Raw genomic sequence first — 14,473 nt, 5'->3', positions numbered from 1 at the left:
GGGGTGCGGTCGAACTCGATACCGGTGGCCGCCCATCCGTCAGGGCGCGGCGGCGTCCACCGCTTTCACGATGCGTTTGTCGGAGACCGGGTAGGCGGTCCCCAGGGCGTGCGCGAAGTAGCTCACCCGGAGCTCCTCGATCATCCAGCGGATCTCCAGAGCCGCGGCCGGCACCGGGCGGCCGGGCGGGAACTGCTCCAGCAGCCAGGCGTATTCGTCCTGCATCTCCTTCACCTTCGCCATACGGGTGCGGTCCCGCTCGGCGTTGGTGGGCAGCTGTTGCAGCCGGCGGTCGGCGGCCACCAGATAGCGCATCAGATCCGGCAGCCGCTTGGCGCCGTGCGCCGTCACGAAGCCCGGCTTGATCAGCGCGGCCAGCTGCTCCTTGACGTCGGCGAGCGACGGCAGCAGCGAGGGGAACGTGGTCTCCTTCAGCCGGCGCTCGCACGCCTGCCAGGCGGCCAGCACCTCCTGGACCTGCTGGATGGTCCGCAGCGTGACGTCCACCAGATCGGCCCGGACCCCGTCGAACAGCTTCCGGAAGGACTCCTCGTCCCAGGCCGGGCCGCCCCGGGCCGCGATCAGACGGTCGGCGGCGGCGGTCACGCAGTCCTCGAAGAGCGCCGCGATCGAGCCGTGCGGATTGCGGGAGAGCGCGAGCTTCTGTTGGTTGCTGAGCTTGTCCTGGGCGAACTTGGCGGGGTTGGAGGGGATGTTGAGCAGGATGAGGCGGCGGGTGCCCGCCCACATCGCCGTCAGCTGCTCGGCCTCGGTGTCGAAGAGCCGTACGGCGACGCTGCTGCCCTCGTCGACCAGCGCCGGGTACGCCTTCAGCGGCTGGCCCGCACGCCGGGTCTCGAACGTGCGCGGCAGAGTGCCGAGGGTCCAGGACGTCAGCCCGGTCCGCTGCTCCGGGCCGGCCACCGCCGATCCGTCACCCGCGGCCCCCTGGCCGCCCCTGCGGTCCCTGGCGGGCCGCTCGGCGGCCTGCTCGAAGGCCTTGGAGATGGCGGCCCGGGTCTTCGGCTTGAGCTTCAGCCGCAGCGCCTCCAGGTCCTTGGCCTCGGCGAGCTTGCGGCGCCGCTCGTCGACCACCCGGAAGGTGATCTTGAGGTGGTCGGGGACCTTGTCGGTGTCGAAGTCGGCGGCCTCCACGGGGACGCCCACCATCCGCTGGAGCCCCGCGGCCAACGCGGCCGTCAGGGCGCCCTGGAGGGGAACCGCGGAGTCCAGGAAACGGGCCGCGAAGTTCGGCGCCGGGACGTAGTTGCGCCGGATCGGCTTGGGCAGCGACCGGATCAGCTCCGTCACCAACTGCTCCCGCAGACCCGGGATCTGCCAGTCGAAGCCCTCCGAGGAGACCTGGTTGAGCACCTGGAGGGGGATGTGGACGGTCACGCCGTCCGCGTCCGCGCCCGGCTCGAACTGGTAGCTGACCCTGAACTTCAGCTTCCCCTGGCGCCAGGAATCCGGGTAGTCGTCCTTGGTGACGGCCTCGGCGGATTCGTTGATGAGCATGGAGTGCTCGAAGTTCAGCAGCTCCGGCTCGTCCCGGTGCTGCTTCTTCCACCAGGAGTCGAAGTGCGCCCCGGAGACCACGTCCGCCGGGATGCGCTGGTCGTAGAAGTCGAAGAGGGTCTCGTCGTCCACGAGGATGTCGCGGCGCCGGGCCCGGTGCTCCAACTCCTCGACCTCGCCGAGGAGTTTGCGGTTGTCATGGAAGAACTGGTGGTGGGTGCGCCAGTCGCCCTCGACCAGGGCATGACGGATGAACAGGTCGCGGGAGGTCTCCGGATCGATCCGCCCGTAGTTCACCTTGCGCTGGGCGACGATCGGGACGCCGTAGAGCGTCACCCGCTCGTACGCCATCACCGCGGCCATCTTCTGTTCCCAGTGCGGCTCGCTGTACGTGCGCTTGACCAGGTGCTGGGCGAGCGGCTCGATCCACTCGGGCTCGACCCGCGCGTTCACCCGCGCCCACAGGCGGGACGTCTCGACCAGTTCCGCCGACATCACCCAGCGCGGTGGCTTCTTGAAGAGCGCCGAGCCGGGGAAGACCGCGAACTTGGCGCTGCGCGCGCCCAGGTACTCGTTCTTGGCGTCGGCGTCCTTGAGGCCGATGTGCGAAAGCAAACCGGCGAGCAGGGCGGTGTGGATGTGGTCCGGCGCCGCGTCCTCCTCGCTGAGGTGGATCCCCATGGACTTGGCGACCGTGCGCAGCTGGGAGTAGATGTCCTGCCACTCACGTATCCGGAGGTAGTTGAGGAACTCGCTGCGGCACATCCGGCGGAACGCCGAGGAGGACAGCTCCTTCTGCCGCTCGCGGATGTAGCGCCACAGGTTCAGGAACGCCAGGAAGTCGGAGGTCTCGTCCTTGAAGCGGGCGTGCTGCTGGTCGGCCTGCTGCTGTTTGTCGGACGGCCGCTCGCGCGGGTCCTGGATGGACAGCGCCGCCGCGATGACCATGACCTCGCGGACACAGCCGTTGCGGTCCGCCTCCAGCACCATCCGCGCCAGCCGCGGGTCGACCGGCAGCTGGGACAGCTTGCGGCCGGTCTGGGTGAGCCGCTGCCCCTTCTTCCCCTCCTGGGGGGCCTTCTGCTCGCGTTCGAGCGCCCCGAGCTCCTCCAGGAGCTGCACGCCGTCCTTGATGTTGCGCCGGTCCGGCGGATCGATGAAGGGGAACCTCTCGATGTCGCCGAGCCCGGCCGCGGTCATCTGGAGGATGACGGAGGCGAGGTTCGTACGGAGGATCTCCGCGTCCGTGAACTCCGGACGGCCCAGGAAGTCGTCCTCCGAGTACAGCCGGATGCAGATGCCGTCGCTGGTGCGGCCGCAGCGGCCCTTGCGCTGGTTGGCGCTGGCCTGGCTGATCGGCTCGATCGGCAGCCGCTGCACCTTGGTGCGGTAGCTGTAGCGGGAGATGCGGGCCATACCGGTGTCGATCACGTACCGGATGCCGGGGACGGTCAGGGAGGTCTCGGCCACGTTGGTCGCCAGCACGATCCGCCTGCCGGTGTGCCGCTGGAAGACGCGGTGCTGCTCGGCGTGCGACAGCCGGGCGTACAGCGGCAGCACCTCGGTGTCCCTGAGCTGCTTCTTGTTGAGCGCGTCGGCGGTGTCGCGGATCTCGCGCTCACCGGAGAGGAAGACCAGGACGTCGCCGGGCCCCTCGGCCTGGAGCTCGTCGACCGCGTCGCAGATGGCGGTGATCTGGTCCCGGTCGGCGTCCTCGCCGCCCTCTTCCAGCAGCGGCCGGTAGCGCACCTCGACCGGGTACGTACGCCCGCTGACCTCGATGATCGGCGCATCGCCGAAGTGCCGGGAGAACCGCTCCGGGTCGATGGTCGCCGAGGTGATGACGACCTTGAGGTCCGGGCGGCGCGGCAGCAGCTGCGCCAGGTAGCCGAGGATGAAGTCGATGTTGAGGCTGCGCTCGTGCGCCTCGTCGATGATGATCGTGTCGTACTGACGCAGCTCGCGGTCCGTCTGGATCTCGGCGAGCAGGATGCCGTCCGTCATCAGCTTGACGTGGGTGTCCGGGCTCACCTGGTCGGTGAAGCGGACCTTCCAGCCGACGGACTCGCCGAGCGGGGTGCGCAGCTCCTCGGCGACCCGCTCCGCGACCGTACGGGCGGCGATCCGGCGCGGCTGGGTGTGCCCGATCAGGCCCCGCACGCCGCGGCCCAGCTCCAGGCAGACCTTGGGGATCTGGGTCGTCTTGCCGGATCCGGTCTCGCCCGCGACGATCACGACCTGGTGGTCGCGGATCGCCTCCAGGATCGTGTCCTTCTTCTGGCTGACCGGCAGCGCCTCGGGGTAGCTGACCTCGGGCACGGCGGCGCGGCGGTCCGCCACGCGCAGCTCCGCCTGCGCGACGTCCGCGGCGATCTCGGTGAGCACGGCCGTCCGGGCCTCGGGCTTCCGGATCCGGCGTGCGCCGTCGAGCCGGCGCCCCAGCCGCTGCTGATCGCGCAGCATCAGCTCGGGCAGACGCTTGAGCAGGTCGGGCAGGGCGGGAGCGGCGCCGTCGGGCAGGGCGGGGGCAGGCTGACTGGACATACGTCCCCCAGGATCTCACCTCGGGTGAACGACTGGCGAACCATTTGCCCGCGCGGCCGGATCACGGGTACTGGGGGCTGACGCCGGCGGAGGCCCCCGCCAGGGCGGGTGACCTGCCCCCGTGTGCCCGGCATCGGCGCGTGGGCGGGTCCGCACGGTGATCATCTCGGCGCCCCCGGCCGAGCCCGCGGGTCCGCCGAATCGACTGGAACTCCGCCGCGCGCACAGGCGACGATGTCCCCATGGACAAAGGAATACGACGGATAGCCGGGGCCGCACTGATGGTCGCCGGCATCGCCTTCGCCGCCTGGCTGGTCTTCGGTGCGCCGCACGACTGGGAGGGCGACGTCCGGCTGCTGCGGATGGGGATGGGGCTGGGGGCGACCGCGGCCATCAGCGGCGGCGCCCGGCTGATCTTCTGGCGGCCGCAGGGCGAGCGCGTCACGTAGGTACGCGGAAGGCCCCGGTTCCATGAACCAGGGCCTTCCGACAAGAGGTGTGGCTGGGGCCGGGGTCGAACCGGCGACCTATCGCTTTTCAGGCGATCGCTCGTACCAACTGAGCTACCCAGCCGCAGCGGTCCTGACGGGATTTGAACCCGCGGCCTCCACCTTGACAGGGTGGCGAGCACTCCAAACTGCTCCACAGGACCTTGCATTGCGCGAGAGCGGCGTGAACCAGTCTCGCACACGATGGTGCGTGCCCCCAACGGGATTCGAACCCGAAATCGTTACCTCGCTGACCTGCGGAGATTCGCGGGAGCCCGGCAAATACGCCCGTCTGCGTCCTCCTGAGTCTAGCTCGATCCTCCTCGATCCTGCCCCCGTGCTGACACGTCAGCACGGGGAGGCATGCCGTTGTGACTGCAAATCTCGGGGGTCCGGGATGGCCCGAGAAGCCTATGATTCCAGGGTTCCTCGCCGGTGCCCCAACGTTTCGTAGCGTGATGAGTGTGAGGCAGACATCGCAGAGCGGCCCCGCGTTCCGAGTGTCGCCCGAGGGCGAGAGAATGTCGCCATGAGTGAGTGGGGGGTAGCGCTGATCGCGGCCGGGTCAGCGATCGTCGGCAGCGCCGTGACAGGCTGGTTTACGCGTAGCGCAGGACTGCGACAAGCATCTGCTGCACGACTGGCCGGTGAGGAGCAAGCTGCGGCAGCACGGCACGCCGGCGAGCGGCAGGCTGAGGCTGTCTTGAAGACCGTGCATCAGACCCTGGAATCGCAGGCCAGGGTGCAGCAGCTTGGGATCAAGCGCGACGCATACGTGGCCTTCCTGCAAGCAGCCCAAGCGCTTGCTGAAGACCGCAAGCGTGATCGAGGCGCGCTGGACGAAGCACTCCTTGCCGAGGCTCAGCGGGCGTATCAGGTCCTCTGGCTGGAGGGCACCGACAACGTCACGGCGCATGCCCAATTCCTCATGCGGGCGATCGAGGACTCCCTCACTGACCGCTCTGTCGGCGCAGACGAGATCGATCGCTGTCTACGCCACTACGTCTCCGTGGCGCAGCACCACTTGCAGGAGCCCTGGAGCTGGATGGGACGGAGTCGCAACTCCTGGATCGCAGGTGGGGTGACGGAGCCCCCTACCGCAGCGACCTGAGCCCCGCCAAGGACGGTCGGCCCTTACCAGAGACTGAAGGGGCGGCCTGCTGCGATCGCCACCCGAATGCGTGCTGTGATCTCCGCCTCAGACTCTCCGCGCTCTTGGCCGGCCCGGATAGCGGCGCCAATCGCGCGCGAGCGCCCGGCAGGGCCACGGAGGTCGGCCAGGGGACTGCTCGGGTCCCGGCGGCGAGCCAGCCATTCAGCCCGGTTCTCTGCCGCCGTGCCCAGCCGCAGGTGCGTCGGCTGCTGGCAGGAGTGGTTGTCACACGTGTGGCAGACGGTCGGGCTGTCGGTTCCCCAGCCGAGTCGAGGGATGACACCGTGCGCGAGCTGGTACCCGTACAGGTGGCCCGGCACCGTACCCGTTCGTGTCCTGCCCGGCCGCGAGGCGGCTCTGAAGCTGGCATGGCCGGTGCTGGAGATCCCACCGAGGAAGAACCAGCAGTCCTCGGTTGACGGGGTCCGGTAGACCTTCGCCCAGTACCGGGCCTGAACGGACTCGTCGGCCAGCCAGGCCATCCACTCAACGGCCGGTATGCGGACGGGCGTTGGTTCGCCGATGAGGGAAAGTTGCTCATCAACGTGAACGGGCCCGGCCCCGTTCACCGCCGCGAGCGGGAAGAGGCCGGGCCCGAAGTCGTTCTCAGGCGGCATCAGCCCGGCTGTCGTCCGTCGTGACGACCGGGGCCGGGGCGCCCGAGGTCGAGGTAGCCGTGTCTGCCGCATCCGCCCGAGGCTTACGGGTTCGGGCGGAGCGGGGCCGCTCGGCGCGGGCACGCAGCGCTTCGATGATCTCCTTCGCCCGAGCGGCGGTAACAGGCTTCGCCTCGCGTTCCAACTCCTCCGCCGGGACGCCCAGCAGTTCCGAGACCAACTCGGCGTCGTTGTCGAACAGCCGCAGGACTACAGCAGCAGCTTCCCGTGCCGTGACGTCGGCCTCCTCCTTCGTCTTGGCCGCCTTCACCGCGGCCTCGCGCGCGGACAGCGCGTTCGCGGCGGCCATCTCCCGCGTCTTCGCCTTCAGTGCTTCAGCAGCGCGAACCCGCCGCCGCAGCTCCGACGCGCTCACCGGTCCTGCCGAATTGGTGCTCACCCGTGCCCCCAGTTCTGTTCGAAATCGCTGCTCGTCGCGCGCACCGTAGGCACAGGTCCGCGGACATCTCGAACCACGAGTTCGTTGGGTGCCGGCCAGGGCGAAAGGCAGCCTCCGGCGGGTCCTCCTCGGAGGGGGAGGGGGTTGGTCGGTCGGGTGCCGCGCCGTTGTGGTGCGGGTGGTGAAGGCGGGGTTCCCTCCTCGGCCGGACACCCAGGGGCGTATCAGGAACCCGGGCACGGCGTCCAGGCCGAGCCGCTACGCGGTCGCTGCGCGAGCCAGGACACCGCGCCCGGAACCCTGATACGGCGGAGCTGTCCGACCGAGGAGGGAACCCCGCCCAGGCCCGTTGTGGCCGGGCCCGGCCGGGCGGGTGCGGGGCGTCGGTGGAGGAAAAGGGCAGGTCAGAGCGTGTATCCGGGTTGACCCAACCCCTAGAACGTGGTTTAATTAGTGGTGTCGGAAGGGGAGGGCAACCCCCGACCGGCACACGGTGGGCCGACCGGCCGCCGACAACCTCTCTCACCAGGAGAACGCACGTGAGCACCACGAAGGCCCCCGGAAAGCTCGACACCATCCGCGCCCTGCTCACCACGGCGGAGGACCCCCGCACGCCGGAGTCGGAGGCGGAGTTGGCCCGGAAGCGGGCGTTCGAAATGATGGCGAAGTACGGCGTCGAAGAGGCCATGCTGAGCGACGGTCAGCCGTCGCGGGACGCGGTCACCGCGCGATACGTCGACCTCCCCAACCCGTGGTCCATGTCCCGCGTCCGCCTCATGTGCTTCATCGCTCAGAACGTCGGCTGCAAGGCCGTGCACATGGGCGTGCGGGGCAACGTGCGCCGCGTTCACATCGTCGGCCACGAGTCCGACATCCAGCGCGCCGAAGTCCTGTACGCCTCCCTCCTGATCCAGATGCTCGGCGGGCTCAGCGCGCAGGTTGTTCCGTACGGCGTCCGCAGTGCGCGAGCCTGGCGCAACTCGTGGACCATCGGGTTCATCGAGCGCGTCATAGAACGGCTCAAGGCGATCGAGCAGGCCGCCCGCGCCGCCGCCAGCGGGGAAACGTCAGCCACGGGCCGCAGCGGTGAACTCGTGCTGGCCGACCGCGACGCGATGGTGGAGGCCGCCTACCGCAAGGAGCACCCGCACGTCCGGCACTCGCGCGGCTCGTACAGCGGCAGCGGGTACGGCGACGGAGCCGCCGCAGGCAACCGCGCCGACATCGGAGGCACCCGCCGCATCGGTGCTCAGGCCGCCGGAGCGCTCGCAGCCTGACCGCCCATCCCGGCCGGGGCGGCAGCCCGCCGCCCCGGCCCCCCTCGAAGCGCCGAGGAGCCACGCATGTACATGGAATGGGCCCGATTCCACAAGACCGACGAGAACGGCCGCCACTACTTCCAGACCTACAGCTTCCCCCAGGAGTGGGCCGCCGCGACGCCGAAGGAGCCCGGCACCGGCCGGATCAGCGAAGCCGCCGCCCTTGCCTACTCGATCATCTCCATGTCCGGGTGGCAGTGGCAGACGCCGTGCCACTGCGTCGAGTGCACCATCACGGCCAAGTCCGCCCAGCACGTGACCACTTGACCGCCACCAATCACCGCCAGGAGGACACGATGCCGTCCCGGAAGCCGCACGCCACCCCCGCCCGCATTCTCACGGCCGCCGCCGACCACATCGAACGCGTCGGGCTCTACCAGGGTGACCACCTCTGGCAGCCCGGCCGGATGGGCGACACCGCCCCGTGCACCGTGCTGCACGCGTGGGAGCGCGGCGTGCGCTCCGTCCGGCCCCGCTGGTCCGTACGCGGTGAACCGTGGGGCATCTTTCAACGCGCCCTGTTCGACTCCCTTGTGGTGCTCAGCAACCACGCCAACGGCCGTCCCGTGTCCGGCGTCCGATGGCGAAAGCTGCGGCTCACGGAGGATGCCTACCGGCGCACCCTCCTGTGGTGCTGGGGGGACGAGCCCGAGCGGACCACCGCCGAGGCCGCCGCGATGATCCGCGCCGCCGCAGCCCTGCATCCGAGTGGCGGCGATCACGGCATCCCCGGTTGTCCCACACTCAAGAATATGGTTTAATTAATGGTGTCGGAAGGGGGAGGGCAACCCCCCGACCGGCACCTTCACCGGGCCGAACGGCCCGACGAACTCTCACCGGAAAGCGAAGGACCGATGACGAACATCAAGACCCAGGCCGGCGTCCAGACCGCCCCTGCCCCGTGGCCGACCCTCACGGTCGCCGAACTCTCCGCGCACCCCGGCAACGTCCGCGACATCGAGGCCCCGGCCGATCTGCTGGCCGCCGTGCAGGCCAACGGCGTCGTGGAGCCGCTGTACGTCGTGCGCACCAACGGTGACGTGCCGCAGGTCATCGACGGGTTCCAGCGACTGGCCGCCGCTGTCGCCACAGGGCTGGAGACCGTGCCTGTCACCCCGCGCCCCGTCATCCGGATCGACGCGCTCACCCCGCACCCGAAGAACGCCCGTGAAGACCTTGACCTCAACGCGCCGTTCGTGGAATCGCTCCGCGCCGAGGGGTGCCGCATCCCCGTCAAGGTCCAGCGGCTTGACGGAGGAGTCCTCCAGGTCAACGACGGGAACCGGCGCTACTTCGGTGCGCGGGACGCGGGTCTCACTCACCTGCCGTACGAGTGGGAGGACGACGACCGCGACGAGGCCGGGCAGTTCCTCGACATGATCACGACCGCTCAGCACCGCAAGAGCCTGACCGCGTCCGAGATGAACCAGGCCATGTTCAGCGCCGCCGAGGCGGGCGCGCAGGTCGGCCGCATCGCTAAGGCCGCAGGCGTGCGGCAGAAGGACGTCAAGACCCTGGTCAAGGTCCGGTCCGACGAGAAGCTGTCGGCCGCCGTCAGGGGTGCGAGCAGCTATGAGTGGACCTTTGAGCACCTGGCCGCGCTCTCGGAGTTCGCGGACGACCCCGAAGCGCTCGCCGCGATCAGCGAGGCCGCCGCCGAGGACGACGCCGACGCCGGAGACGTTGACTGGGCAATTGCGATCGAGCGGACCAAGCGCGAAAAGCGGACCAAAGCCGAGGTTCACCGCGCGGAGCTGGAGGCGGCCGGGCAGAAGATCCGGGACGCCGAGGAGCTGTCCGAGCGGGCCATGCCCGTGTGGCGACTGCGCGGCATCAGCACCGAGGAGCACGCCGAGTGCAAGGGTCTGGTGTGGGTGTTCGACGAGCGGCGGGGCGACCGGTACGAGCCCTACTGCTCCGCCCCCGGCCTGTACGGGCACACAGTGCCCGAGGGCAGCGGCGGAACCGGCGGGACGAAGACCGCCGCTCAGGTGGAGGCCGAGCGCGCCGCCCGCGCCGCCGTCAAGAAGGGGAACATCGACTGGGACGCGGCCGAGGCCCTGCGCCGGAAGTGGATCACCGACCTGATCAAGCGGCGCAACCTCGCGAAGACCACGACCAACACCCTGATTGGTCACGTGAACAATGCTCTGCTGAACGGTAGTTGGGGAATCTGCGACGACCTGAACAAGGAGCCGACGACCGAGATCCTGGCCGCCTTCCTTGGCCTGAACACCGAACAGGCCAAGGACCGGGGCAGCTTCGCCGGGCATGTCGCCAAGGACCCCCGCAGGGCCCCGCAGCTCCAGTTCGCCGCCATCGCCGCCGTCCGGGAGAAGTGCGCGAACCGGTCCGCGTGGAGGACGGACAGCCAGCGCGCCCCGTGGACGCGGACGCCCACCGGCCGGTGGTTCCAGGTGCTCGCGTCCCTCGGGTACCCGCTCACGCCCATTGAGCAGTCGGTCGTGGACGACGAGCCGTACGACCCGTCGAAGAGGAAGCCCCGCGCGATCACGACCGGCAGCGAGCCGGAGGCCGAGCAGGAGCCCGGCACCGACGAGGAGACGGGCGAGCCGGAGGCCGAGGAGGCCGACGACCCGGCCAGCGACGACGAAGCCGCCGCCTAGCCGCCTCAGCCGCCCGACGCCGGGGGCGGGAACTCCCCGCCCCCGGCCACCCCAGGAGCCCCACAGTGACCCGTACAGCTTCGTTCGAGACCCACGCCGACGACCACGGATGCGGATGCGTCGCCGCCCCCGCCGAGCCCGACCCCGGCACCACCGCCGACATCATGCAGGCCCGCGCCATCGCGTCCGGACTCGCAGAGTTCGGCATCGGGCCCCGCCGCTGGTCAGCCGCCTACGACCACCAGGCCGCCGCCGTCGTCCTGCGCGTGGACACCCCGCGCGGACTGTACGCGCTTGCCATCCCGGCCCCCGGCCAGCCGTTCCCCGTCCGCCACCGTGGCGAGCGCATCGGAGCGCTGGACTGCCGCCGCACCTACGGCACCGCCGACAGCTACACCGCCGCCTTGTTCGCCGCCTTCCTGCGCGACCGCGCCGCACTCGACATCCCCGGCCGGGATGCTTGCCCCACACCTCAAAACATGGTTTAATTAATGGTGTTGGAGGGGGAGGGCAACCCCCCTCCAACACCACGGGCCGTCATCCGGCCCGACCCCGGCTGCACGCGGAGGGCAACCCGCCCGGCCGGGCCCTCGATTCCTCTCTCACCAGCAGGAGCACCCACGATGACCAGCGCAGCCATGCGGTTTTCCATACCCGCCACGGCCCAGTCCCGCGTCCGTCAGCTTGTCGAGGCCACCAACGCCCGCGCCGCCGTCCACCACCTCAGCGCGTACACGCTCGACATCTCCAAGCCGTTCCTTGCCGACTACCACGACATTGACGGCCGCCTGATCGGCCAGCGCCCCACCGTCACCGTGACGATCTCCGGTGACATCCCCCGTCACCACGGCTGGACTGTCATCGCCCGCCTAGACCACGACGAGGAGGGCGAGACGATCACCAGCCTGTTCCCCGGTCTGCCCGAGCAGGACGCCGAGGCCGCGCGCCAGTACCGCGCCATCGAGAACTTCTGCCACGGGTGCGCCGTCGCCCGCCACCGCACGGCCACCTATCTCGCGCGCCACGAGAACGGCGAGATGCGGCAGTTGGGCACGACGTGCGTGGAGCCGTACACCGGTCTGCCGATCAAGGGGCTTGAGGCCCTGTGGCGGTTCGGCACGCTGAAGGACTCCGATTGGGACGGCGAAGGGGGTGGCATTCCGGCCGATCTCCGCGTCCCGGTGATCGAGGTCCTGCGGGTGACCGCCGCCATCGTGAAGACGGAGGGCCGGTTCTACAGCCGGTCCGAGCAGTGGAAGAACACCATGCCGACCGCCGACGGCGTCGAAGCGTACTTCTTCGACCGCAAGGCCCCGATGGAGTGGCGGGCCGCTATTGACGCCGACCCCGACGCGCCGACCACCGCCGCCGCCGTCCGGGCATGGGCCGTCCAGGGATACGGCAGCCTCTCCGACTACCGCCACAAGGTGGGCCAGCTCGCCAAGGCGGAAACGGTCGACCCGCGCCACCTGCCGACGCTCGTGTCCGCCATCGCCGGTTGGTACCGCGACCAGGAGAAGGAGGCCACCGAGCGGGCCGCCCAGAACAGCAAGCCGCAGGGCACCGTGGGCGAGCGCATCACCACCAACGCCACCGTCACCACCGTGATCGAGCTGGAAGGCCGGACGTACGGCTACCACACTCAGCGCCGCCGACTGGTGAAGTTCCAGGACCCGAGCGGCAACGTGTTCGTCTGGTTCAGCTCCGCCGCCGATGTCCCCGACCAGGGCGACGAGGTCGAGCTGACCGGCACGGTCAAGGACCACAGCATCTACGGCGAGACCGCGCAGACCGTACTCACCCGGTGCCGCGTTGCCGCACGCGAACCGGTCGCCGCGTAGCAGCAGCCCGGCCGGGCGGGAGCCACCGCCCGGCCGGACCCGGGCCGCCGGGCCGTGGGGTGGGCGGCATCGAGCCGCCCACCCCACGCTTCGCCCACCACCGACCGGGGCCAGCCGCGTCGGCGGCCGGCCCCGCTCACCGGCCCCCGTACGAAGGGCGTCCCTCCGGGACGACTCAGCCCGGCCCGGCTCGCAGCCGGCCGAAACGTCCGGGCCGCAGGTGGCCCTCCCGTCCCGTCCGGACGCCGGGCCAAACGGGCGCGTGCCCTGCGGGCACGACGGCCCTGTCCATCGCGCTCCGCGCGACCACGGGCGGCACCTCGCCGACGTCGGAACGGCACGCCGCCGACCGCACCGCCGAGATCCCGAGGAACACCCCATGCCTAAGAACGTGTCTGCCGTCCAACATCAGGTTGCCCCCGCGGGAGACCCGTCTCCGCAGACCTGTCTCCAGGTCGCCAGGCAGGCCGCGATCCTCGCCGTCACCGCAGCCGACGACGCCATGACTGCCGTCTGCCGCAGCCGATCCGGCGCCACCGCCCGCTTGGAGGCGGCCATGCACGCGGCCCACAAGGAAGCCGTCGAAGCCGAGGGTCACGCCGACCGCGCCGAGCAATACGCCGACGACCCCACCATGCCGAGCAGTGCCCCCTTGTACTGCGCCCGTGCGGCCGTCGACCATGCTGTTCGGGCGCAGTCGGCCGCCGGAGTCGAGACGACGGCCGCCGACCTGCGGGCCGAGCTGGAGCGGAAGTTGACGGCGGCCGAGTACGCCGAGCGGGAGACCGAACGCCGCCGGGAAGAAGTCGAGCAGGAGGCCGAGGAGCGCGCGGCCACCGGCATGGACGCGGACAACCGGGACCGGGCGGCGAGGAACCGCTATCTCGCCGAAGGGCACGTTGCCGAACTCGGTTGGACGGCGGGACACGTCCGTGTGCTGGAGGCCGCCGCGTCCGGGCGCCTGTACTGGCGAGGCGGGCGGGCCCGGCAGGCAGCGCGGCACGGCGTGTGGAACGGTGGCCGGCGGATCAGTCGCGAGCGAACCCAGGCACTGTTCGCCGCGCGGTTCCTCGTCGCCGTCCGTCAGGACGACGGCACCCGCGTACTGACGCCCAGCCCGATGGGCCAAGTCGCCCTTGAACTGGCCCGGCTCCATCCCGGCGGGCTCCACGGCAGCGACAAGGCCGCCTACGAGGCACGGTTCGCCCGGGTCCGTCGACGCCACAAGCGCCGCGACGACCAGAAGGCCGCCGCCCGAGTGCTCCCGCCGCTCGATTCCAGCGCGCGGAAGTTGTACCGGAAGCCGGTCACTCTCACCGAGCAGCAGGCCCGCGCCGAGCGCGACGCCGTCGACCGGTGGGAGGACGAGGGCGGCTACTGCCCCGGCGCGGACACTCCGCGCCCCGCAGCAGGCGCCCCCGCGAACCCGCCCGTCCGGATCATCCTGCCCCTGCACCGGCACACCGCCGTGCAACCCGCCTTGTGGTGACGGTGATGCATCCGAGGAGCCCTCCGCACTACCCGCGGACCCCGGCCGCGCAGGCGCCGCGTCCGACCAACAGCAACTCCGGCGAACAGAATCGTTGGGTGCCGGCCAGGGCGAAAGGCAGCCTCCGGCGGGTCCTCCTCGGAGGGGGAGGGGGTTGGTCGGTCGGGTGCCGCGCCGTTGTGGTGCGGGTGGTGAAGGCGGGGTTCCCTCCTCGGCCGGACACCCAGGGGCGTATCAGGAACCCGGGCACGGCGTCCAGGCCGAGCCGCTACGCGGTCGCTGCGCGAGCCAGGACACCGCGCCCGGAACCCTGATACGGCGGAGCTGTCCGACCGAGGAGGGAACCCCGCCCAGGCCCGTTGTGGCCGGGCCCGGCCGGGCGGGTGCGGGGCGTCGGTGGAGGAAAAGGGCAGGTCAGAGCGTGTATCCGGGTTGACC

General features: G+C 70.5%; 12 protein-coding genes and 2 tRNA genes. 9 read left to right on the top strand and 5 right to left on the bottom strand.

Annotated elements, in window-relative coordinates; genetic code table 11:
* Positions 1-39 precede the first annotated feature (39 nt).
* A complete protein-coding gene (gene hrpA / locus AB0C96_RS12275) occupies positions 40-4,062 on the bottom strand; it encodes an ATP-dependent RNA helicase HrpA (RefSeq protein ID WP_362916382.1) in 4,023 nt (1,340 codons plus the stop codon).
* A 242-nt stretch (positions 4,063-4,304) separates the two neighbouring features.
* Between hrpA and AB0C96_RS12270 the strand changes: the two genes are divergently transcribed.
* Positions 4,305-4,511: a hypothetical protein gene (locus tag AB0C96_RS12270; protein WP_362916380.1), complete on the top strand. Its 207-nt coding sequence runs from the start codon at positions 4,305-4,307 to the stop codon at positions 4,509-4,511.
* Between the two features lie 50 nt (positions 4,512-4,561).
* Here AB0C96_RS12270 and AB0C96_RS12265 read toward each other — a convergent pair.
* Together AB0C96_RS12265 and AB0C96_RS12260 are read right to left on the bottom strand one after the other, a co-directional pair.
* A tRNA-Phe gene (locus tag AB0C96_RS12265) sits at positions 4,562-4,635 on the bottom strand.
* A gap of 4 nt (positions 4,636-4,639) precedes the next feature.
* Positions 4,640-4,714 (bottom strand) — tRNA-Asp (locus AB0C96_RS12260).
* A gap of 365 nt (positions 4,715-5,079) precedes the next feature.
* Between AB0C96_RS12260 and AB0C96_RS12255 the strand changes: the two genes are divergently transcribed.
* Positions 5,080-5,661 carry a hypothetical protein gene (locus tag AB0C96_RS12255; protein WP_362916378.1) on the top strand — a complete coding sequence of 194 codons (582 nt, stop codon included), beginning with the start codon at positions 5,080-5,082 and terminating at the stop codon, positions 5,659-5,661.
* 23 nt (positions 5,662-5,684) lie between these two features.
* Here AB0C96_RS12255 and AB0C96_RS12250 read toward each other — a convergent pair whose 3' ends face one another.
* Entirely contained in the window at positions 5,685-6,320 is a 636-nt protein-coding gene (locus AB0C96_RS12250) for a hypothetical protein (RefSeq protein WP_362916376.1), read from the bottom strand.
* A complete protein-coding gene (locus AB0C96_RS12245) occupies positions 6,310-6,759 on the bottom strand; it encodes a hypothetical protein (RefSeq protein ID WP_362916374.1) in 450 nt (149 codons plus the stop codon). The genes AB0C96_RS12250 and AB0C96_RS12245 overlap by 11 nt, the downstream gene beginning before the upstream one ends.
* A 539-nt stretch (positions 6,760-7,298) precedes the next feature.
* Here AB0C96_RS12245 and AB0C96_RS12240 point away from each other — a divergent pair.
* From AB0C96_RS12240 to AB0C96_RS12210, 7 genes are all read left to right on the top strand, one after another.
* Positions 7,299-8,036 (top strand): DUF2786 domain-containing protein, encoded by a 738-nt coding sequence (locus AB0C96_RS12240; protein WP_362916372.1) that lies wholly within the window; start codon positions 7,299-7,301, stop codon positions 8,034-8,036.
* Between the two features lie 66 nt (positions 8,037-8,102).
* Positions 8,103-8,345, top strand: a complete 243-nt coding sequence (locus AB0C96_RS12235; protein ID WP_362916371.1) for a hypothetical protein — start codon at positions 8,103-8,105, stop codon at positions 8,343-8,345.
* Positions 8,346-8,374: 29 nt separating this feature from the next.
* Positions 8,375-8,839, top strand: a complete 465-nt coding sequence (locus AB0C96_RS12230; protein WP_362916369.1) for a DUF6197 family protein — start codon at positions 8,375-8,377, stop codon at positions 8,837-8,839.
* Positions 8,840-8,932: 93 nt separating this feature from the next.
* Complete coding sequence (locus tag AB0C96_RS12225; RefSeq protein WP_362916367.1) at positions 8,933-10,705, top strand: ParB N-terminal domain-containing protein; 1,773 nt, start codon at positions 8,933-8,935, stop codon at positions 10,703-10,705.
* Positions 10,706-10,770: 65 nt separating this feature from the next.
* Complete coding sequence (locus tag AB0C96_RS12220) at positions 10,771-11,193, top strand: hypothetical protein (protein ID WP_362916365.1); 423 nt, start codon at positions 10,771-10,773, stop codon at positions 11,191-11,193.
* Positions 11,194-11,328: 135 nt separating this feature from the next.
* On the top strand, positions 11,329-12,546 hold the full coding sequence (locus AB0C96_RS12215; protein WP_362916363.1) for a hypothetical protein: 1,218 nt from the start codon (positions 11,329-11,331) through the stop codon (positions 12,544-12,546).
* 379 nt (positions 12,547-12,925) lie between these two features.
* On the top strand, positions 12,926-14,035 hold the full coding sequence (locus tag AB0C96_RS12210; protein ID WP_362916361.1) for a hypothetical protein: 1,110 nt from the start codon (positions 12,926-12,928) through the stop codon (positions 14,033-14,035).
* Positions 14,036-14,473: the final 438 nt, after the last annotated feature.

Origin of the sequence: Streptomyces sp. NPDC048506 (assembly GCF_040651315.1) — a bacterium.
Taxonomy (GTDB): domain Bacteria; phylum Actinomycetota; class Actinomycetes; order Streptomycetales; family Streptomycetaceae; genus Streptomyces.
Note: the sequence above shows the minus strand (reverse complement) of the source record. Positions and strands in the feature narration are given on the sequence as shown.

Coding starts and splice junctions, on each gene's coding strand:
- AB0C96_RS12210 (WP_362916361.1), top strand. CDS start 12,926: ATGCCTAAGAACGTGTCTGCCGTCCAACATCAGGTTGCCCCCGCGGGA.
- AB0C96_RS12235 (WP_362916371.1), top strand. CDS start 8,103: ATGTACATGGAATGGGCCCGATTCCACAAGACCGACGAGAACGGCCGC.
- AB0C96_RS12250 (WP_362916376.1), bottom strand. CDS start 6,320: ATGCCGCCTGAGAACGACTTCGGGCCCGGCCTCTTCCCGCTCGCGGCG.
- AB0C96_RS12270 (WP_362916380.1), top strand. CDS start 4,305: ATGGACAAAGGAATACGACGGATAGCCGGGGCCGCACTGATGGTCGCC.
- hrpA (WP_362916382.1), bottom strand. CDS start 4,062: ATGTCCAGTCAGCCTGCCCCCGCCCTGCCCGACGGCGCCGCTCCCGCC.
- AB0C96_RS12230 (WP_362916369.1), top strand. CDS start 8,375: ATGCCGTCCCGGAAGCCGCACGCCACCCCCGCCCGCATTCTCACGGCC.
- AB0C96_RS12225 (WP_362916367.1), top strand. CDS start 8,933: ATGACGAACATCAAGACCCAGGCCGGCGTCCAGACCGCCCCTGCCCCG.
- AB0C96_RS12215 (WP_362916363.1), top strand. CDS start 11,329: ATGACCAGCGCAGCCATGCGGTTTTCCATACCCGCCACGGCCCAGTCC.
- AB0C96_RS12255 (WP_362916378.1), top strand. CDS start 5,080: ATGAGTGAGTGGGGGGTAGCGCTGATCGCGGCCGGGTCAGCGATCGTC.